This is a genomic window from Duganella vulcania (assembly GCF_009857655.1).
Lineage (GTDB): Bacteria > Pseudomonadota > Gammaproteobacteria > Burkholderiales > Burkholderiaceae_D > Rugamonas > Rugamonas vulcania.
In genome coordinates this window covers 34039-52581 of the sequence record NZ_WWCX01000007.1, presented here as the reverse complement: position 1 = coordinate 52581, position 18543 = coordinate 34039, and the positions used below count along the sequence as shown (strand labels likewise).

General features: G+C 67.2%; 9 protein-coding genes. 4 read left to right on the top strand and 5 right to left on the bottom strand.

Translation table 11 applies throughout. The features are described from left to right. Positions 1 to 3: 3 nt before the first annotated feature. The gene (locus tag GTP90_RS07500; RefSeq protein ID WP_161082908.1) at positions 4 to 654 is read right to left on the bottom strand and encodes a YqgE/AlgH family protein; all 651 of its coding nucleotides are present in this window, start codon (positions 652 to 654) and stop codon (positions 4 to 6) included. A 134-nt stretch (positions 655 to 788) separates the two neighbouring features. On the opposite strand from GTP90_RS07500, the gene GTP90_RS07495 reads away from it, so the two are divergent. The 3 genes from GTP90_RS07495 (at position 789) to GTP90_RS07485 (ending at position 8844) form a co-directional block, all read left to right on the top strand. Beyond that, the gene (locus tag GTP90_RS07495; protein WP_161082907.1) at positions 789 to 2225 is read left to right on the top strand and encodes a cryptochrome/photolyase family protein; all 1437 of its coding nucleotides are present in this window, start codon (positions 789 to 791) and stop codon (positions 2223 to 2225) included. A gap of 104 nt (positions 2226 to 2329) precedes the next feature. Next, positions 2330 to 5425, top strand: a complete 3096-nt coding sequence (locus tag GTP90_RS07490) for a carboxypeptidase-like regulatory domain-containing protein (RefSeq protein ID WP_161082906.1) — start codon at positions 2330 to 2332, stop codon at positions 5423 to 5425. 134 nt (positions 5426 to 5559) lie between these two features. Further along, on the top strand, positions 5560 to 8844 hold the full coding sequence (locus GTP90_RS07485; protein WP_161082905.1) for an AfsR/SARP family transcriptional regulator: 3285 nt from the start codon (positions 5560 to 5562) through the stop codon (positions 8842 to 8844). Here the strand turns inward: GTP90_RS07485 and GTP90_RS07480 are convergent. Both GTP90_RS07480 and GTP90_RS07475 read right to left on the bottom strand, forming a co-directional pair. Then, the gene (locus GTP90_RS07480) at positions 8837 to 9157 is read right to left on the bottom strand and encodes a hypothetical protein (protein ID WP_161082904.1); all 321 of its coding nucleotides are present in this window, start codon (positions 9155 to 9157) and stop codon (positions 8837 to 8839) included. The two genes, GTP90_RS07485 and GTP90_RS07480, sit on opposite strands and share 8 nt — an antisense overlap. A 13-nt stretch (positions 9158 to 9170) precedes the next feature. Next, positions 9171 to 9860, bottom strand: a complete 690-nt coding sequence (locus GTP90_RS07475) for a hypothetical protein (protein ID WP_161082903.1) — start codon at positions 9858 to 9860, stop codon at positions 9171 to 9173. 170 nt (positions 9861 to 10030) lie between these two features. Here GTP90_RS07475 and GTP90_RS07470 point away from each other — a divergent pair, with 170 nt between their 5' ends. Further along, positions 10031 to 10507 carry a VOC family protein gene (locus GTP90_RS07470; RefSeq protein WP_175048007.1) on the top strand — a complete coding sequence of 159 codons (477 nt, stop codon included), beginning with the start codon at positions 10031 to 10033 and terminating at the stop codon, positions 10505 to 10507. On the opposite strand, the gene GTP90_RS07465 is transcribed toward GTP90_RS07470, so the two are convergent. Then, positions 10504 to 16143: a hybrid sensor histidine kinase/response regulator gene (locus GTP90_RS07465; protein ID WP_161082901.1), complete on the bottom strand. Its 5640-nt coding sequence runs from the start codon at positions 16141 to 16143 to the stop codon at positions 10504 to 10506. The two genes, GTP90_RS07470 and GTP90_RS07465, sit on opposite strands and share 4 nt — an antisense overlap. A 30-nt stretch (positions 16144 to 16173) precedes the next feature. Next, positions 16174 to 18531, bottom strand: coding sequence for a methyl-accepting chemotaxis protein (locus GTP90_RS07460; protein WP_175048006.1), 2358 nt, complete (start codon positions 18529 to 18531; stop codon positions 16174 to 16176). Positions 18532 to 18543 lie beyond the last annotated feature (12 nt).

Below are 18543 nucleotides of genomic sequence, written 5' to 3'. Positions count from 1 at the left end.
ACCTTATGCATGCCCGGCCTCCGAGGTCAGCATCAGCGGATCGATGCCCAGCAGGCGCATGGCGGCCGTGTAGCGCTCCTCGATCGGCAGCTTGAACAGGATATCGGGATCGGCGCCCACGGTCAGCCAGCCGTTGCGGCTGATCTCGTCCTCCAGCTGGCCCGGGCTCCAGCCCGAATAGCCGATCGACACCAGCATGCGCGGCGGACCTTCGCCGGCGGCCACGGCCTCCAGCACGTCGATCGAGGTGGTGAAGGCCACGTCCTCGGTCACCGTCAGCGACGACGAATAGCGGGTGCCCGGCGTGTGCAGCACGAAGCCGCGGTCGTCCTGGACGGGGCCGCCGAACATGATGGGGGCGTCGACGTCGACATTGGACTCGAGCTTGAGGTCGATGCGCTCGAACAGCACTTCCATCGTCATGTCGGTGGGTTTGTTGATGACCACGCCCAGCACGCCGTTTTCATTGTGCTCGCACACGTACACGACAGTCCCGCCAAACACCGGATCTTGCATGGAAGGCATTGCAATCAGGAAATGATTTGCCAGGTTCAGGGTGGCGGTGGCGCCGGCGCCTGGGGCTTCCAACGGATCGCCGGCTTCCTGGAGCATGCCGGGTACAGGGAGAGTTTGGCCGATTTTGCTTTTCTTCATATGCGTGGTTCTTTCTGTGCTGCTGACAATTACTGTAGTATTCGCGCGGCTAGCAACTCTGTCTAACCGCTAGTTTACACTGAATTGCGGATGCGGCCACGTTTGAGTTCCCACACGAGATTGACACAGACTCAATGAAACTGAATTCCTCCCTACTCTGGCTGCGCCGCGATTTGCGGGTTTTCGACCATGCAGCCCTGCACCGAGCCCTGCAGGACAGCGCTCGCGTGTATTGCGTTTTTGTCTATGACACCACCATCCTGGACGGCCTGCCGCGCCGCGACCGGCGGGTCGACTTCATCCATGCCAGCATCGCCGAAGTGGCCGCGGAGCTAGGACAGCTGGGCGGCCACCTGATCGTGCGCCATGCCGATCCGGCGGACGCGATCCCTGCCCTGGCTGCCGAACTGGGCGTGGACGCCGTGTACTGCAACCACGACTACGAGCCGCAAGCCATCGCCCGCGACGCCGCCGTCGAGCAGGCGCTGAAGGCCGATGGCCGCCGCTTCGTCAGCTGCAAGGACCAGGTGATCTTCGAGAAGAGCGAAGTGCTGTCGCAGACCGGCGGCGTGTTCTCGGTGTTCACGCCGTACAAGAACGCCTGGCTGAAGAAGCTGGAAGCGGACCCGTCGGTGCTGGCGCCCTATCACGTGGAGCCACACGCCGCGCGCCTGGCGCCGGCCCCGGCCAACGCCCCGGCCCTGCCGACGCTGGCCGAGCTCGGCTTCGAGCCCAGCAACCTGGCCGCGCTGAAGATCCCGACCGGCATGTCCGGCGCCGCCGCGCTGCTGGAGGACTTCCTGCCCCGCATCGCCGGCTACAAGGAGGCGCGCGACTATCCGGCCGTGAAGGGACCGTCCTATTTGTCGATCCACTTCCGCTTCGGCACGCTGTCGGTGCGGCATCTGGTGCGCACCGTGCTGGACCTGATGGCGCGTGGCGCCGGCGGCGAAGGCGCGCCGGTCTGGCTGGCGGAATTGATCTGGCGCGAGTTTTACGCCATGATCCTGTACCACAACCCGCACGTGGTGGGCGGGTCCTACAAGCCGGCCTACGACGCCATCGAGTGGGAGACCGGCCCGCACGCGGACGAGCTGTTCGCCGCCTGGTGCGAAGGCCGCACCGGCTATCCGCTGGTGGACGCCGCCATGGCGCAGCTGAACCAGACCGGCTACATGCACAACCGCCTGCGCATGGTGACGGCCTGCTTCCTGATCAAGGACCTGGGCATCGATTGGCGCCGTGGCGAGGCCTACTTCGCGCAGCACCTGAACGACTTCGACCTGGCCTCCAACAACGGCGGCTGGCAGTGGGCATCGTCGTCCGGCTGCGACGCCCAGCCCTACTTCCGCATCTTCAATCCGGTCACGCAATCGGAGAAGTTCGACGCCTCGGGCAAGTTCATTCGCCGCTACCTGCCGCAGCTGAAGGATTTGAGCGACAAGGAAATCCACGCGCCGTGGCTGGTGCCGCGCATGCTGCCGCTGGACTATCCCGATCCGCTGGTCATGCACGACGAGGCGCGCAAGCGCACGCTGGAACGCTACGCGGTGGTGAAGAAGACCGAATAACGCATTTGTGAGCGATTTGTGGGACGCTCCGCACGACACTGGGAACACCAGGCCCGCCGAAAACAGGCCTGACACAACCATTCCCAATGTCCACAGGAGTTCCCATGTTGCAAGCACCAACCGCCCCAACCCCGCTGCTTGGTTCCGTCGTCTGCACGCCAACCGTGGCCGCCATCGGCGACAGCGTCTGCGTCGAAGTGAAAGCGCCGAACGGCCAGTCCTACGACAACACCGAAAGCGCCAACATCAGCATCAACGGCGTGCCCGGCTCCAAGCAGTACCTGGTCTGGAACCGGGCCGGCAAGAAGACCATCAACGTCGTCGCCGGCAAACGCGGCGCCATCGAGAAGCTCAAGGCCGAAGTCCAGATCAACGCCCCCGCCGATGGCAAGCAGCCGCCGATGCTGACGGTGCGCAGCGCGCCCCACAATCCCACCACGATGATACTGACGGTGCAGAACGCGCCCGAGCGCCGCACCCAGGGCACGCCGCGTCCGCGCATCGAGATCAAGCCGCGCACTCCGGCCGTTCCAACTGGCCCCATCGTGCCGCGCAAGACCGCGATGAGCGCATTGACCATCCCCGCGCGCGACGCCGCCAGCCATCCCATCCTGACCACCACGCCGCCGCGCGCCGCCATCAACATGGGCGGTGGCGCCACGGCCGCCGTCTACAACTGGCAGCTGGGCGCCGTCGCGCTGGGCAGCACGCATCCCACGCTGCAGCATGACTTCTCCGCGCAGCTCAACCCCAACCGGCCGCACACGGTGTTCCACGTGCAGGTGACGGTGCAGCAGCCGGGCGAGGCGGCGCGCACCATCCAGCGCAGCGTCAGCGTGGCCAATCCCTACTTCCTGGCGCGCCAGCGCGGCGTGCTGCAGCCGCCGGTCGAGAGCAGCGATTTCAGCGCCCAGTTCATCGACGGCAGCTACCGCGCCAGCTTCGTCGTGCGCAATCCCGAAGCCAGCAACCTGACCTTGAGCAGCATGCAGCTGGAACTGGCCTATGAAGACAGCCCGCGCGAATTCGAACTGCGCCCGGCCACCGCCAGCGCCGTCGTGCTGAAGGCGCAGGCCGCGACCCGCATCGACGTCGTCATCCCGAAAGCGCAGCTGCCGAAGCAGGCCATCGCCTTCAGCGTGCACTATCGCGGCACAGCGCCGAATGGCCTGCCGGTGCGCGTCAGCGCGCACTTCGACCTGCCGCAGCACATGAGCAGGAAGCTGCTGGTCAAAGCCAACGCGCAGGCCTTGCTGAGCGACCTGGCCAGCCGCCAGCTGGTCGCCAATCCCGGCTTGATCACGCTGGACGAAGTGGCGCGCCTGGGCAGCTACGGCATGCTGCAAGCGGGCGTGAGCCGCATGCCGGCCGCACTGGCCAGCGCGCTGCAGCCGGCACACACGTTGACGGCGATGGAGAAGCACATGGAGCCGCCATTCGCGGTCGAGGGCCAGGAGTGCGATCCGTGGAATATGCCGGACCACATCCCCGACGGCATGTACTGCATGCCGACCCAGGAAAAACGCTGGATGCAGATGCCGCCGCGCTTCATGAACGCCAAGAAGGGCGACTTGATCCTCAACCCCAGCAACGGCAGCCTGATCTCCGCCGTGCTGCAGACGGTGACGCCGCCGCAGCGCTACTCGCACTCCGGCATCATGACCCGCAACCGCGACGAGATCACCCACTCCACCGCGTCGGAAGACCGGCTGATCGAATTCATCGGCAGCGACGGCGCCCGTCCCGACGTGCTCAAATACCTGTGGCCGGGCGTGGTCACGCAGACCGTCGAACACGCGGTCGACGGCGAGGACATGGTCGATCCCGAGACCGGCAAGAAGCACTCGATCGCCGGCTTCGCCACCATCGAATCGAAGCTGGACCTGGGCGGCGTGGCGCCGGAGATCGTGCCGGCCATGGTGGTCAAACCCGATCCGCTGAAGGAAACGCTGGAGATTCGCCAGACGCTGCACGGCATCGCCGATTTCGCCGCGCAGCAGGCCGGCAAGAGCCACTACCGCTTCTTCTGCTACACCAATCCCGCCATCGGCCTGACCGACAAGGCACCGGCCAGCGCCAAGTGGGCCGCCAACACCTTCCCGACCGTGTGCTCGTCGCTGCTGTGGATGTCGATCAGGCAGTCCGGCGTGCCGATGGAAGGCGGCATGCTGGAACAGAGCGACCTGGCCGCCGGCGCCGGCATCACGCCGTCCACGCCGGACGGCCTGTATCTCTACCAGTCGGACGAGCGCATCGCCGCCGGCGAGGTGCTGTACTCGAAGATCCACGAAATGGTGCTGGAGAGCGCCGGCTGGTTCGGCAACGCGCTGACCGACGCCGCCGACGATACCGCCAACCAGATGCTCAACGCCTTCGCCTCCGACTGGTGCGACACCGACGCCAAGGACTCCGACGCATGGCGCCACACCGGCGACGCCAACGCCGTCAGCCCCGCCAACCTGTGCTTCTTCGACGCGCCGCTGTACGGCTATTGCGAGCCGCTGATCTACCGGCCGGCGCGCTGGGAGGAAGTGACCATCTACAAATGGAAGAAGGTGGCGCAGACCGGCACGCTGCACGGCGTGGTGCATTACGAGGGCAAGCCGGCGGCCGGCGTCAGCGTGCAAATCTCGCAGAACCAGTTCACCCACACGGCGGCCGACGGCAGCTTCACGCTCACCGGCGTACCGGTCGGCAGCGTGCTGGTGACGGCCGAGAAGCAGGAGCTGCATGGCAGCGCCTCGGTGACGGTGGCGGCCAACCAGACCGCGAACATGACGCTGGACCTGCAGCCGCCGCCGCACTGGTTCCGCCGCCTGACCATCGACGGCTGGATGGCGACCACCGATTATGAATTCGCCGCCGCCGCGTATCCGCACAGCGTCGGTGATTTCTACAGCATCGCGCAACTGGGGCCGTCGTCCAGCACCCACGCGGTCAAGGTGTTCGACCAGGTGGCCGACGACGCGATGGGCCGCCTGATCCTGACGCTGGACCTGCTGGCCAATGACGTCATCCAGGTCAAGGCCACGCTGCGCTGCTACGGCGAGGGCTACGCCGACGGCGACAACTACCAGGAAGGCCATCTGGCGCCGTTCACCGTCGGGCCGAACAAGACCGGCACCTGGTGGATGTTCGTCGACGGCGACAACTACGCCGAGGCGCACTTCACGCTGACCAACAAGGTCGATCCGGTGTAAGCGGGGAAGCAAGGGGCGGCATGACCATGCCCGCCCCTTGCACCACGATAGTTGTCGAAATTTAAGATTTGTTCTTTTGGCATTCAGAATTAAACTGGTTGTTCCTGCGCAATCCGCCTCAAGGAACCGCCACCATGGCCTCACTCGCCAAGACCTCCCGCCCCGTCGCCCGCCTGATCGGCCGCAGCAGCGCCGTGCAGACGGTGCTCGACTCCCCTGCCACGCTGACCTGGATCGCCGCGCCGGCCGGTTCCGGCAAGACCAGTCTGGGACTGGAGTTCTGCCAGGCCGCCGGCCCCACCGTGGCCTGGCTGCGGCTGGACGAAGCCGACATCGACCCGGCCAGCTTCCTGCTCTACTTCGAACAGGCCATCGTCAACGGCGGCGTGGCGCCGGACTGGCAACCGCCGCCGCTGCTGCGCGAACACCTGCCGGCGCTGCAGGGCTACCTGCGGCTGTATGCACGCTCGCTGGGCGCGGCGCTGGCGCCGGCCAGCCGCATCGTCATGGACGACGCCCACCGCTGCCAGGACGCCCCCTTCTTCCGCCAGTTCCTCGAGACGCTGGCGACCGAGCTGCCGCCGGCCAGCAAGGTGGTGGTGCTGAGCCGCGCGCTGCCGCCGTCGGCCTGCGCGCGCCTGCTGGCGCACGGCGACATGCATGAACTGGACAGCGCCGCGCTGGCCTTCAGCCGCGACGAAACCGAAGTCCTGCTCAACGTGCTGGGCGTCGGCCACGCCGACACCGTCGCCGACAGCGTCTACAACTTCACGCGCGGCTGGGCGGCCGGCATCGCGCTGGTGGCCTCGTGGCTCAAGCGCCGGCCCGGCGCCGCGCTGGCCGCGGAGGATGTGCTGTCGGAAGCGATGGTCGGCTACCTGGCCGAGGAAGTGTTCAGCGCCTACAGCGACGAGGAAAGCGCCACGCTGCTGGCCGTGTGCTGGCTGCCGAACTTCAGCGGCGCGTGGGCGGCCACGCTGTCCGGCGCGCCGCACGCGGCCGACATCGTGGCCCGCCTGGCCGCGCAGGGAGCGCTGATCTACGAATATCCCGGCCGCCAGTACGCGCTGCATCCGCTGTTCCAGGGCTTCCTGCGCAAGTGGGCCGCCACCCGCATCGACGAGGCGCAGCGCCACGCCTGGATCGCCGGCTGCGTCGACACCCTGCTGGCCGACGGCAGCGGCGACGCCGCCATCAAGCTGGCACTGGAACACGGCATGCCCGAACGCGCGGCGGGCCTGATCGAAGCGCGCGCCGAGGCGATGCTGGCCAGCGCACGCCACACCACGCTGGCGCGCTGGATCGACGCCCTGCCCGAAGCGCATCGCGGCGCGTGGCACCACTACTGGCTGGGCCTCGCGGTGTTCATGAGCGACACCGCGCGCGCCCGCGCCGCGCTGCTCAAGGCGCTGGAGGCATTCACGGAGCAGAACCGGCCGATGCACCGCTTCCTGGCGCTGAGCGCCATCATCAGCTCCTACTTCTTCGACGGCGCCGCCGAACAGCCGCTGCGCGCCTTCCTGCAGCAGCATGTGGACCCGGCGCAGGACTACGACCAGCTGCCCGATCCCGGCCTGAAAGCCCACCTGACGCACAGCATGTGGAGCGGCTTGTTCATGACCGATCCCGGCCACCAGGACATGGACCTGTGGGAGCTGCGCGCGCTCGAAGTGCTGCGCCAGCCGGCCGATCCCACGCTGAAGGTGAGGCTGGGCGCGATGCTGGGCCAGCACTACTACCAGTCCGGCCGCTACGCCGCCGTGCGCAAGGTGCGGGTGCTGCTGGACGCGCTGCCGGAAGCTTCCGCGCTGCCGCCGTACGCGCGCTACCTGTCGCACCTGGTGCAACTGTACGATGCGCTGGTGGGCATGGACCACGCCCGCTTCGACGCCACCTTCGCCGCCTGCCGCGCCAGTTCGGAAAGCAGCGGCATCCGCATCATGGACGCGCACTATGTGCTGCTGTACGCCGCCTCCTGCCTGCTGCGCGGAGAACTCGACAAAGCCGCCGCCGCCACCACCGAGATCGCCGAGCAAACGCCGGCGCAGCACCACAACCTGGTGGCCCACCTGCAGCTGACGCAGACCTGGCTGGCCAGCTGCCGGGGCGACGGCCATGGCGCGCTGGAACACGCGCGCCTGGCGCACGAAGCGGCACTGCGCTTCGGCAGCATCCCGTATGAAGTCTACGCGCAGGCCGCCAGCTGCGTCGCCTACACGCTGCTGGACCGCGACCGCTGCGCGGCCGAAACGGCCGTCCTGCGCCGGCACGCCGCCGACTACAACTCGCCACTGGCCGCCACCTGGGCCGACCTGCTGGAAGCATGGCTGCTGATCACCGGCGCCGACGGCAAGGCGCAACCGCTGCAGCAGCTGCAACGCACGCAACCGGCGCAGCTGCTGCTGGCGCAGGAAAAGCTGCGCCGCGCGCTGTACCACTTCTCATCGCAGGGCAGCTACCTGACCTTCGCCACGCCGCACATCCTGCAGCCGCTGTGCGCGCACGCGCTGGCGGCCGGCCTCGTCCCCGACGCGGCCAACGCGCTGATACGCGCCTGGCGCCTGGCGCCGCCGGAAGACGCTGGCGACCACTGGCCATGGCCGGTGCAGGTGCGCGTCTTCGGCGGGTTCGAGCTGCGCATCGACGGCGAGCCTCTGCGCTCGCAAGGCAAATCCAAGCACCGCCAGCTCGACATCCTGAAACTGATCGCGGCCCACGCGCCGGCCAGCATATCGCTGGACCGCGCCGCCGAGCTGCTATGGCCGGACGCCGACGGCGACACCGCGCGCCACGCACTGGAGACCACGCTGTCGCGCCTGCGGACGACGGTGGGCGCCGGCAGCATCGTGCTGGAACAGGGAGCGCTGTCGCTGGCGCCGCAGCGCTGCTGGAGCGACACAGCTGCACTGGACCGCCTGCTGGCGCGCCTGCAAACGCTGATGCAGGAAAGGAGCGCCGCCGGCGATGCCGCCGCATCGCACGAAGCCCCGCTGCTGGCGGCGGCCACGCAGGCGCTGTCGCTGTACCGGGGAGAATTGCTGCATGGGGAAAGCGCGCCGTGGCTGTTGGCGCGACGCGAACTATGGCGCGGCAAGCTGGCGCGCGCGCTGGGTGAAGCAGGCCGCCAGCTGGCCCGCGCCGGCAACACCGCAGCCGCCGCACAACTGCTGGAACGCGCACTGGAGGCCGACCCGTACTGCAAGGCCCTGAGCACGGACCTGATGCGCATCCATCTGGACGACGCCAGTTTCGAGGAAGGCCTGGCGGTTTACCGGCGCTACCAGCGCATGGCATTGAGCGCGCTGGGCGCACCGGTGGCGCCGGAGATCGAAGCCCTGGCGCAGCAGCTGATGACATGCGCGGCGCAATCCAGCCCCGCCCATCACGCGGGCCAGGCCGGATCGAAGCGAGCTACATGATGTACTTCAGATGCGCGGCCGGGATGCCCATGGCCTTGGCCAATCCGGGATTGGCGCGCAGCTTCTGCTCCAGGCCTTCCATTACGGGCACCTCGTGCACATCGAGCCGCTCGGTGTGCGCTTCGGCGCCGCCGCCTTCGGTGCGGCGGCTGGCTTTCTTCATGTCCGGCGACACCTGAACCATCACGCCGCCACGTTCGCGAGTGGCGTTAAGTTGCGTACCGCTTTGGTCGGTGTGCACATTCAGGCCGGTGTAGCCTGCCTCACGCAGCAGGGCACTGATGTCGTTGGCCAGTTTTTGATCCTTATCCATTTTCATTTTCCTTTTAAGCTAAGAGCAGGCCGAGCGACGCATCGTTGCTGGCATCTTCCACGAAAGCGCCGGCGGTTTTTTTACCATCGCCGGGCAAGAAGTAAATATTGGCGAACTTGACGTTGGCGATGGCCGACGTCAGCGGCGGCAGCAGCGCCTGGATTTCCTTGCGTACCCCGGGCAAGGCGGCCTTCAGTCCATCGGAAGCTTTACCGGCGCAGAAAGGCGCACCGCCCTCGAACGAGAACCAGGTGCCGTCGATCGTCACATGCAGATGCTTCTGGCTGTCGAGGAACACGAACAGGAACACCGAAATGGTGCCGTCGATATCCGAGCAAGGGAAAGGCGTCTCGATATGAAAATCGAAATTGACCCTGGCTAGCATGTCGGAAGGTTTGTGCGCGGCAGGCGACTGGATAAAGTAGGGAACGTTAATCCACGGCGTGCCCTGCACGCGTAGGCCGCTGGTGAGCGAAGCACCGGCTGAAATCAGGTGCTTGGCGACCATGCCGACGTTGGCGTCGGTGTTAATCAGTTTGCCGAGATCGACCAGTTGTTCACCGCTGGGCCGATGGACCGTGAAGACGACACTGCCCGGAGGCGACTCGGTGAATATCTGATCGGCTGCGCTGACGGTATTCTGGCCGACGAACAGGCCGTTGAAGTACCCTTGTAAGAACGTATATGTGCTAGTGACTGACATGATGCTTTCTTCCTGTAGATAAAAGCGTCATCGATGGAATATCGACAACCGCAGGGAGAAAGTTAATCTTGTCGGACCCACAAATGACTTGCAAATGCCCGGGCAAGCTCGCGCCGCCGCGCACGCAAGCGGAGGTAGACTACATCCTCGACTAACGAAGGAGAGTGAAGATGAACAAAAACACGATCTGCCTGTGGTACGACCGTGACGCGGAAGAAGCCGCGCACTTCTACGCCAGCACCTTCCCCGACAGCGCGGTCGGCAAGGTGCACCGGGCGCCGTCCGATTTCCCCGGCGGGAAAGCGGATAGCGTATTGACAGTCGAGTTCACGGTGTGCGGCATCCCGTGCATCGGCCTCAATGGCGGCAAGGCCTTCAGGCACAGCGAGGCGTTCTCGTTCCAGATCGCCACCGACGACCAGGCCGAGACCGACCGCTATTGGAACGCCATCATCAACAACGGCGGCAGCGCAAGCGCCTGCGGCTGGTGCAAGGACAAATGGGGCCTGTCGTGGCAGATCACGCCGCGCGCGCTGACCGACGCCATGGCCAAGGGCGGCGACGTCGCCCAGCGCGCGTTCCAGGCCATGATGAAGATGGGGAAGATCGACGTCGCCGCGATCGAAGCGGCGGTGCGCGCCGCCTAAGCCTTCAAAAGCCCCGCGATCGCGTCCAGCAGCAGCGGTTCCTGGAAGGGTTTGCCGAAGTAGGCGTTCACTCCCAGTTGCAGCGCGTAGTTGCGGTGCTTGTCCGCGCTGCGCGACGTGATCATGATGATGGGGATGTCCTTGGTGCGCTCGTCGCCGCGCACGTTGCGCGTCAGGTCGAAGCCGTCCATGCGCGGCATCTCGATATCGACCAGCATCAGGTCAGGCCTGGCCCCTTGCAGCTGCTCCAGCGCGTCGACGCCGTCCTTGGCCAGCACGACGTTGTAGCCTTCGCGCTCCAGCAGGCGCTGGGTCACGCGGCGCACGGTCAGTGAATCGTCGACCACCATGATGGAACGCCCTTGCTGCCGCGGCGCCGCCGCGCCCTCCCCAGCCGCCCGCGCATAGTGCTGCTGCATCTCGGGATGGTGCGCCAGGTGCTGCGCCAGCGCGACCGGGTTCAGGATCAGGACAATGTCGCCCGAACCGAGCACCGTGGCGCCGGCGATGCCGACCATGCGCGCCAGCTGCGGCCCGATGTTCTTGATGACGACCTCGCGGTTGCCCAGCACCTCGTCGACGCGCACCGCCAGCCGCTCGTTGCCATTCTTGAGCATCATCACCGGCGCGGATCGCTGCGCCGGCGGTTGCGCCGCCGCGTCGCCCAGCAAGGCGGGCAGGTAGTGCAGCGCGGCCTGCTGGCCGTGCACCGGCACGTAGCCGTTGTGGTGCGCTTCGGTCAGCGCGGCGTCCTTCATCTGCAGCACCTGCTCGACCAGGATGGCCGGCAGCGCGTAGGTCTTGCCGCCCGCCGCCAGCAGCACAACCTGCGTGACGGCCAGCGTGAGCGGCAGGTGGATGGTGAAGCGCGTGCCTTTGCCGGGTTCGGAGAAGGTGTCGACGCGCCCGCCCAGCGCCTGCGCCTCGGACTGCACCACGTCCATGCCGACGCCGCGCCCGGACAATTCGGTCAGCGCTTCGGCGGTGGAGAAGCCGGGTTCGAAAATCAGGTCGGCGATCTGGACGTCGGTGGCTTCCTCGTCTTCCCGCAGCAGGCCACTGCTGATCGCCTTGGCGCGGATGCGCTCCAGATCGAGGCCGCCGCCGTCGTCGGTGAATTCGATGACCACCTCATTGCCCTGCTGCGTGACCTGCACCAGCAGTTCGCCGGTTTCGTTCTTGCCCGCCGCGCTGCGGGCGGCGCGGCTTTCCACGCCGTGGGCGATGGCGTTGCGCAGCAGGTGTTCGAACGGCGCGGCCATGCGTTCCAGCACGCTGCGGTCGATTTCCACCGCGCTGCCGCGTATGTCCAGGTTGACGCGCTTGTCGACTTCCTTGGCGCTTTGCCGCGCAACGCGGAACAGGCGTTCGGAGATGCTGGCGAAGGGCACCATCCGCACGCGCATCAGGTCGCGCTGCAGGTCGCGCGTGAGGCGCGCTTGCAGCATCAGGTCGTCGCCGGCGCTGTCGACGCTGCGGGTCAGGCTTTCATGGAAGGAGGCGACGTCGTTGACGCTTTCCGCCATCATGCGGGTCAGCTCCTGCAGGCGCGTGAAGCGGTCGAATTCAAGTGGGTCGAATTCGCGGTCGCTGGAGATCGACATGCGGGAGGCGATCTGCGATTCGGCTTGCATTTCGACTTCGCGCAGCTGGCGGCGCAGGCGGGTGAGGTTTTCGGAGAAGTCGAACAGCGAGGCTCGCAGGGTTTCGACTTCGTTCTCCAGCTTGGAGCGGGAGATCGATACTTCGCCGGCCTGGTTCACCAGGCGGTCCAGGATGTCGGCGCGGACGCGGACCAGCGGCGATTTGGCGCTCGCTTGCAGTTCGTCGGCGGGCGCCGGTGCGGTTGGCGCGGGCGCTGCGGCGGCGGGTGCTTCGGCGCTGTCCACGGCGTCCGCCGTGATGCCGTTGGTGCCGGCGATGGCCGGCTGGCCTGCCTCCAGGCTGGAGACGTCGGCGGCGAGGCCGGCGGCTTGCTGCAATGCGTCCGGATGCTGGAGCTGTTCGAACAGCAGCAGTGCGTGGTCGTAGTGGGCCAGCAGTTCGTCGAACGCCTGCGGCGTGGCGGAACCTGCGTGCACCATGTTTTCAATGTGCGTTTCGATTTCGTGGGCGTGCTGGCCCAGTCGCATCGCGCCGGCCATGCGGGCGCTGCCCTTCACGGTGTGCAGGAGGCGCAGCAGGCTTTGGGCTTGCGCGGTGTCGGCGGGATTGTGGTGCCAGGTGCGCAATGCCTCGCCCACCTGCGGCAGCAAATCCGCGCCCTCTTCCAGGAAGACCGGCAGCAGGTCGGCGTCCAATTCATCGTGGAAGATTGCCGGGGCGGCGGTCAGGATTTCCGGTTCGGCCGGCGGGAGTTCGATAACTTCGGCCTCCAGCAAAACGTCGCCGCCGGGGATGAGTTCCGGTTCCTGCTCCAGCGCAGGTTCCGGTTCTGGCGCGAGGACCGGCGGTTCGGGCTCCGGCTCGGCGGCTGCGGGCTCGGGCTCGGGCTCGGGCTCGGGGGCCAACTCCAGCACAGGGGCTGGCGGCGCGGGTTCAGGCTCCGGCTCGGCGATCTTGAGCGGCGGCTCGGCGAAGGCGTCGTCGAAGGCGGCGTTGAACAGATCGTCGATGTTGTCGTCCGCGCGCGCCTCGACCTTTTTCGGCGCTGCTTCGCGCACGGGCGCCTCCGATTCCGGCACGCTGCCGCTGAGCGCTTCGAACGCCTCGCGGAACAACCTCTCCATCGCCGACTCCACCGGCGCGGATGTGATGTCGTGCATCGTCTCCGCGACCAGATCGTCCAGCCGCGCCTCGATATCGTTGCTGGCCGCTGGCGGGGCGGCCTCCAGCTCCGCGCGCAGGTCGTGCAGCGCGGTGATCAACTCCGGCTGCGCTGCCGGCATATCGCCGGCAGCAAAACTCTGCAGCATCTGGCGGATGCGCTCCATCGTAAAGTCCAGCAAATCATGCTGCACCTGGTCGAGATGCGGCGCGGGCGGCAGCAGCGCCTGCAGCGTGGACTCCAGCGCCAGCGCCAATTCCCGCAAGGCCTTGAAGCCGACCGTGCCGGACGTGCCGGCCAGCGTGTGCGATGCCTGCAACGCCTCCGCGTTGACCGGCCGGCGCGGTTCATGGCGCCATTCGCCGAAGTCCTGCGTGAGCAGGCGAACCAGTTCGTCCGTCTCGTGCAGATAGATGTTGTACAGCGGCAGAGGGATCTCCAGATCGCCAATATGCTTGACATTGTCGTCGCGCGGCACCGCCGGTGTGATGGACGGGAAGTCGATGACGTTGCCATTGGAGACAATCGCCGGCGGTGGCTCGAATGCTGGCGGCGCTGGCACCGGCGGCGGCTCGGCCGCCTCCGCGACTACTTCCGCTTCGGCTTCGGGCACCAGCGATGGCGCTGGCACCACCGCATCGATCGCGAACTCGCCGCCCTCCTGCACGCGCGCGGCCGCAGCGACCAGCGCATCCGCATTGCGCGCCGAGATCCCGGCCGCCACCAATTCCCCGACCCACGCGCCCATCTGGCGCGCCGCCTCGTTCAGCAAGTCAAACAGGGCATCCGTTGCCGGCCGCGCCTCCGCCAGCCATACATTCATCACGCGTTCGATGGCATGCGCCGCGTCGGCGAACTGGCTCAGGCCCACCATCCGTCCGCTGCCCTTCAGCGTATGGAAAGAGCGCCGCAGCATGGTCAAATTCTCCTCGCTGCCCGATTCCGCGCGCGGCTTGGCCAGCGTGGCATCGATAAACTGCAGCACCTCCCCGGCCTCGGAGATGAAGATGTCCAGCAGCTCCGCCTCCACCGCCGCATCGCTGCTGGCCGGCGCGGGCGCCTGCGCCGGCATCGCCACGGGAGCCGGCGCGGGTACCTGATCCTCCAGCACCGGTATCGACTCGGAGCCGGCCATCTTCTTGAACGGCACCGAACGGAAAGCGCCATGCGCTGCGTCGAACGCGAATCGCTCACGCGCGCCGGCCGCGTTCTGCGCCAGCATGTCGACAAAGAAGCCCAGCGCGCCCACGTTCTGCGCGATATCGTCCAGCGCCTTCGGCTCCAGCGATGGATCGCCTTCGCCCGCCGCCAGCGCCTGCACGGCAGCCTTCACATGCTGCGCCGCCTTCGTCGCGTCTTCCTGATCGAGGATGGACAGCGCGCCCTGCAACTGGTGCAGCACCGGGTCCAGCTCCGTCAGCGACGGCCGCTTCGACGGGTCGACGTAATACTCGTCGAGCACCTTCTCGACCTGGCGCAAGCCGGCCTTCATCTCCATCGCCAGCGCGACGACGGTATCGTCCTGCCGCATCTGCTGCGCCAGGCCGCTCTGCCACTGCGCCGGCTCCGGCGGCGTGTCGCCGGCCACCAGCGCCAGCAAGCGCGCGCCTATCGTGTCCGCGTGCGCCGCGAAATCGCCCGGCAGGTGGCGGATCTGTTCCAATCCATGTTCTGCGAACAGCAGCGCGGTCGCCATCTCCAGCGCCAGCTCCTCGCTGCGGCCGGCCGAGATGGCGGTATGCGCCACGCCGGCCAGCTGCCGCAACAGGATGCTCAGTGCCGGCAGATCCAGTTGGTCGCACGCCTCGGCCACATCGGCCAGCGCGCTGCCGAACGCCGCGTCCAGCGCCGGATCGATCTCCGCGCCGGCGAGCCGGTCCCAGCTCGCCTTGGCCCGCGCCATGCCAGCCTTGGCGCGCTCCAGCGCGTCGAGGTCGATCTGGCCGTAGCGGCAGCGCTCATAATCGGCCGGCACCAGGCCGTCGAGCGCGAACACGCGGCGCAGCTCCAGCACCGTCTCCGATGACGATGCAGGAACAGCGGCGATGAAGAACAGCGCGTCGCGCAGCATCGCGTCCGGCTGCGCGGCGGTGCCCTGGCTCAAGCGGCGTATCTGCAGATTAATCAACCCGAACAACTGCTTCACGTACAAGCCGCCCGCCAGTTCGCCGTTGGCGACCAGTTCCGCGAAGGCCTGCATCGCCAGCCAGAAGGTGCGCGCCCTGGCGTCCTGCTGGGCGGCGGCGACCAGCTTCACGGCCTCCAGCAACGCGGCCGCATGCTCCCGCTGCTGCGCCGCCTCGGTGCTCTTCAGGTAGGGCAGCAGCGATTTCTCGAAGCGCTGGCGGAACGCCGTGTAGTCCGCTGCGGCGGCCTCGCCGGCCGGTGGCGCCGCCACGCTGCGCGACAAATCGGGATAGAACAGGTCCGCCGGATGGACGCGCTCCGCCCCCATCATCTCCTGCACCGCGCGGTAATAAGGGAACAGCTTGACCGGCTGCGACGGCGCACCCTCCAGCAGCTCCTGCAGATACTCCACCAGCGCCTGATACAGCTCCGCCAGCGTCTGCGCATGGTCGGTGCTGCATTTGAGGGTGCCGGCCTTGAAGCGGTCCAGCGCCTCCTCGGCCACCTGCGTCATCAGGCCCACGCCGTCCACGTCCACCATCATCAACGCGCCGTGCGCCTGGTGCAGGTGCGACCGCGCGTGCTGCAGCTGGGTCGCCTGATCCTCCGGCGCCCGGCCGCCGGCTTCGAACAGGGCGGTCTTCGAGCGTGCCAGCGACTCGCGGATTTCCACCATCACCCACGACAAGGGGCCGGTATCGAACTGCGGTTGCGGCGGATTCGGAAAATCAGTTGTGGTCATGCTTGCCTCGGCCTTTCAATGATGGGCGGTTCAGGACGCGATACGGAATCGCGCCACCGAGTTTTTCAATTCCTGCGCCAGCACTGACAGCTTATGAATCGATTGTGCGGTTTGCTGGGTACCGTCCTGCGTTTGCTCGGTCACCGTCAAAATGTGTTGGATGTTCTGCGCCACGCCGGACGCCGACGTGGCCTGCTGGCCGGTGGCCATCGAGATGCCGGAGATCAGCTCGGCCAGGCGGTTCGACACCTGCGAGATGTCGTTCAACGCCGCGCCGGCCGCGTCGGACAGGCGCGCGCCTTCGACCACGCCCTGGGTCGATTTCTCCATCGCGGCCACCGCGTCGTGCGTGTCGGTCTGGATGGTGCGCACCAGCGCGCCGATCTGCTTGGCCGCTTCGGCCGAGCGTTCGGCCAGGCGCTGCACCTCTTCCGCCACCACCGAGAAGCCGCGTCCCGCCTCGCCGGCCGACGCGGCCTGGATCGCCGCGTTCAGCGCCAGAACGTTGGTCTGCTCGGTGATGTCGGAAATCAGTTCGGTGATCTCGCCGATCTCCTGCGACGATTCGCCCAGCCGCTTGATGCGCTTGGACGTGTCCTGGATCTGCTCGCGGATCTCGTGCATGCCCTTGATGGCGTTCTCCACCGCCGTCGCGCCCTGCTGCGCCGCGGCCACCGACTGGCGCGCCACATCGGCCGATTCGCTGGCCGAACGCGACACGTCGGTAATCTCGTTGGCCATCTTGACCACCGTGGCCGACGCGTCCTGGATCTCGCGCGACTGCTGCTGCGACGCCAGCAACAGGTCGCTGGAGATGCTCTGCGCGTGGGTGGACGCCTTGGTCACCTGTTCGGCGGTGGCGGTCACGCGGCCCACCAGGCCGCGCAGCTCTTCCACCGTGTAGTTGACCGAGTCGGCGATGGCGCCGGTGATATCCTCGGACACCGTGGCCTGCACCGTCAGGTCGCCGTCCGCCACCTCCTGCAGCTCGTTCATCAGGCGCAGAATCGCCGCCTGGTTCTGGTCATTCATGGCCTTCGCCTCTTCCTCCTTGCGCTGCGATTGCTGGCGCATGGATTCGGCTTCCTGGCGGCGGCGGTCGGCGCCGCGCGTGCGGTTGTAGGAATCGACCAGCAGCACGCGGCCGATGGCCGCCGCCGAGACCAGCGTGAGCATGCCGCCGGCCACCATCAGCCAGAAGGTCAGGCCCAGCGAATCCTGGTCTTCGCGGTAGGCCTGCTGCAGCACCGACAGGCGCTGGCGCAGGGCCTCGTTGTCGTTGAAGATCAGCTGTTCGGCGTTCTTGGCGGCGCTGAATTTATCCAGCTTGTCGAGGATGGCCGTCACCAGCTTCTGGTATTCCTCGAAATCGTTTTTCAACGCGGTGAATTTCTCGCGCAGGTCCGGCTCGCGCACGGCCGCCAGTCCGAGCGGCGCGCTGCCGTTGAGGAAGCCGTCGACGGTGTTGCGGAACACGGTGGTGTCGCGGCCCAGCTGGAAGGCGGTCTGCGACGTGATGCCGCCGGCGGTGAGGAACTCGCCGGCGCCGTGGCTCATGCGCTGCGTGAGCATGGTCAGCTTGCCGAGCGCCGCGATCTCGCGCGCCGAGCCGCCGCGCTGCACCTTGAGCGCGGAAATGTCCTCGGTGCGGTTGAGCAGGGCCGGCGACATGTCGTTGATCTTCTTCAGCGTCTTATCGACGCCGCTCAGGTCCGCCTTCAGCAGCAGGATGGTGCCGGCCGCGATATCGGAAGGCCCCCACTGCTTGCGGGCCGAAGCCACGACGGGCGCCAGCGCGGCGATCGGCTCGCCGATCTCGCGGCCGTGATAGCGGCCCCCGCGCGTCATCAGCACGAAGTCGTTGTTCAATTCCTTGCGGCTTTCCTCCAGCTGGCGGAAGCCTTCCGCGCTGCCCTGCACCGCGTTCGGCGCGGCCTTGCCGATGCGCTGCGAGTGCATCAGCGCATCGCTGGCGACCTGGGTCTGGGTCGAGCGGTTGGCGCTGTGGATGGTGTTCAGGGCCACGAACAAGGCGCTCAGCGCCAGGCTGACCGCCAGCGCCGTCGACAGGATGCTCAGCTGGCGCTGCGCCGGCAGGTGGCCGATCAGCGGCAGCCTGAAGCCGGCCCCCGGCTCGGCCGGCGCCACTGGAGCGCCGCCACGGCGGCCCAGCGCATCGCGCAGGCGCAGTGGCGCGGCGCTGTCCGCGACGGCGGCGGTACTGTCGCCAGCGGCGGTGCTGTCCGGCGGCGGCATCGGCATCGGCGCCGCCACAGCGCCGGTGTGCAAAAACTGCGAATCGCCCGCTTCGCCAAATTCCGAATTCGCTGCCATGTCCGGCGCGGCTTTGCGGTCGCCCCGCGAGAAAAACCCCATCTTGAAAGCCATTACACCCTCTTC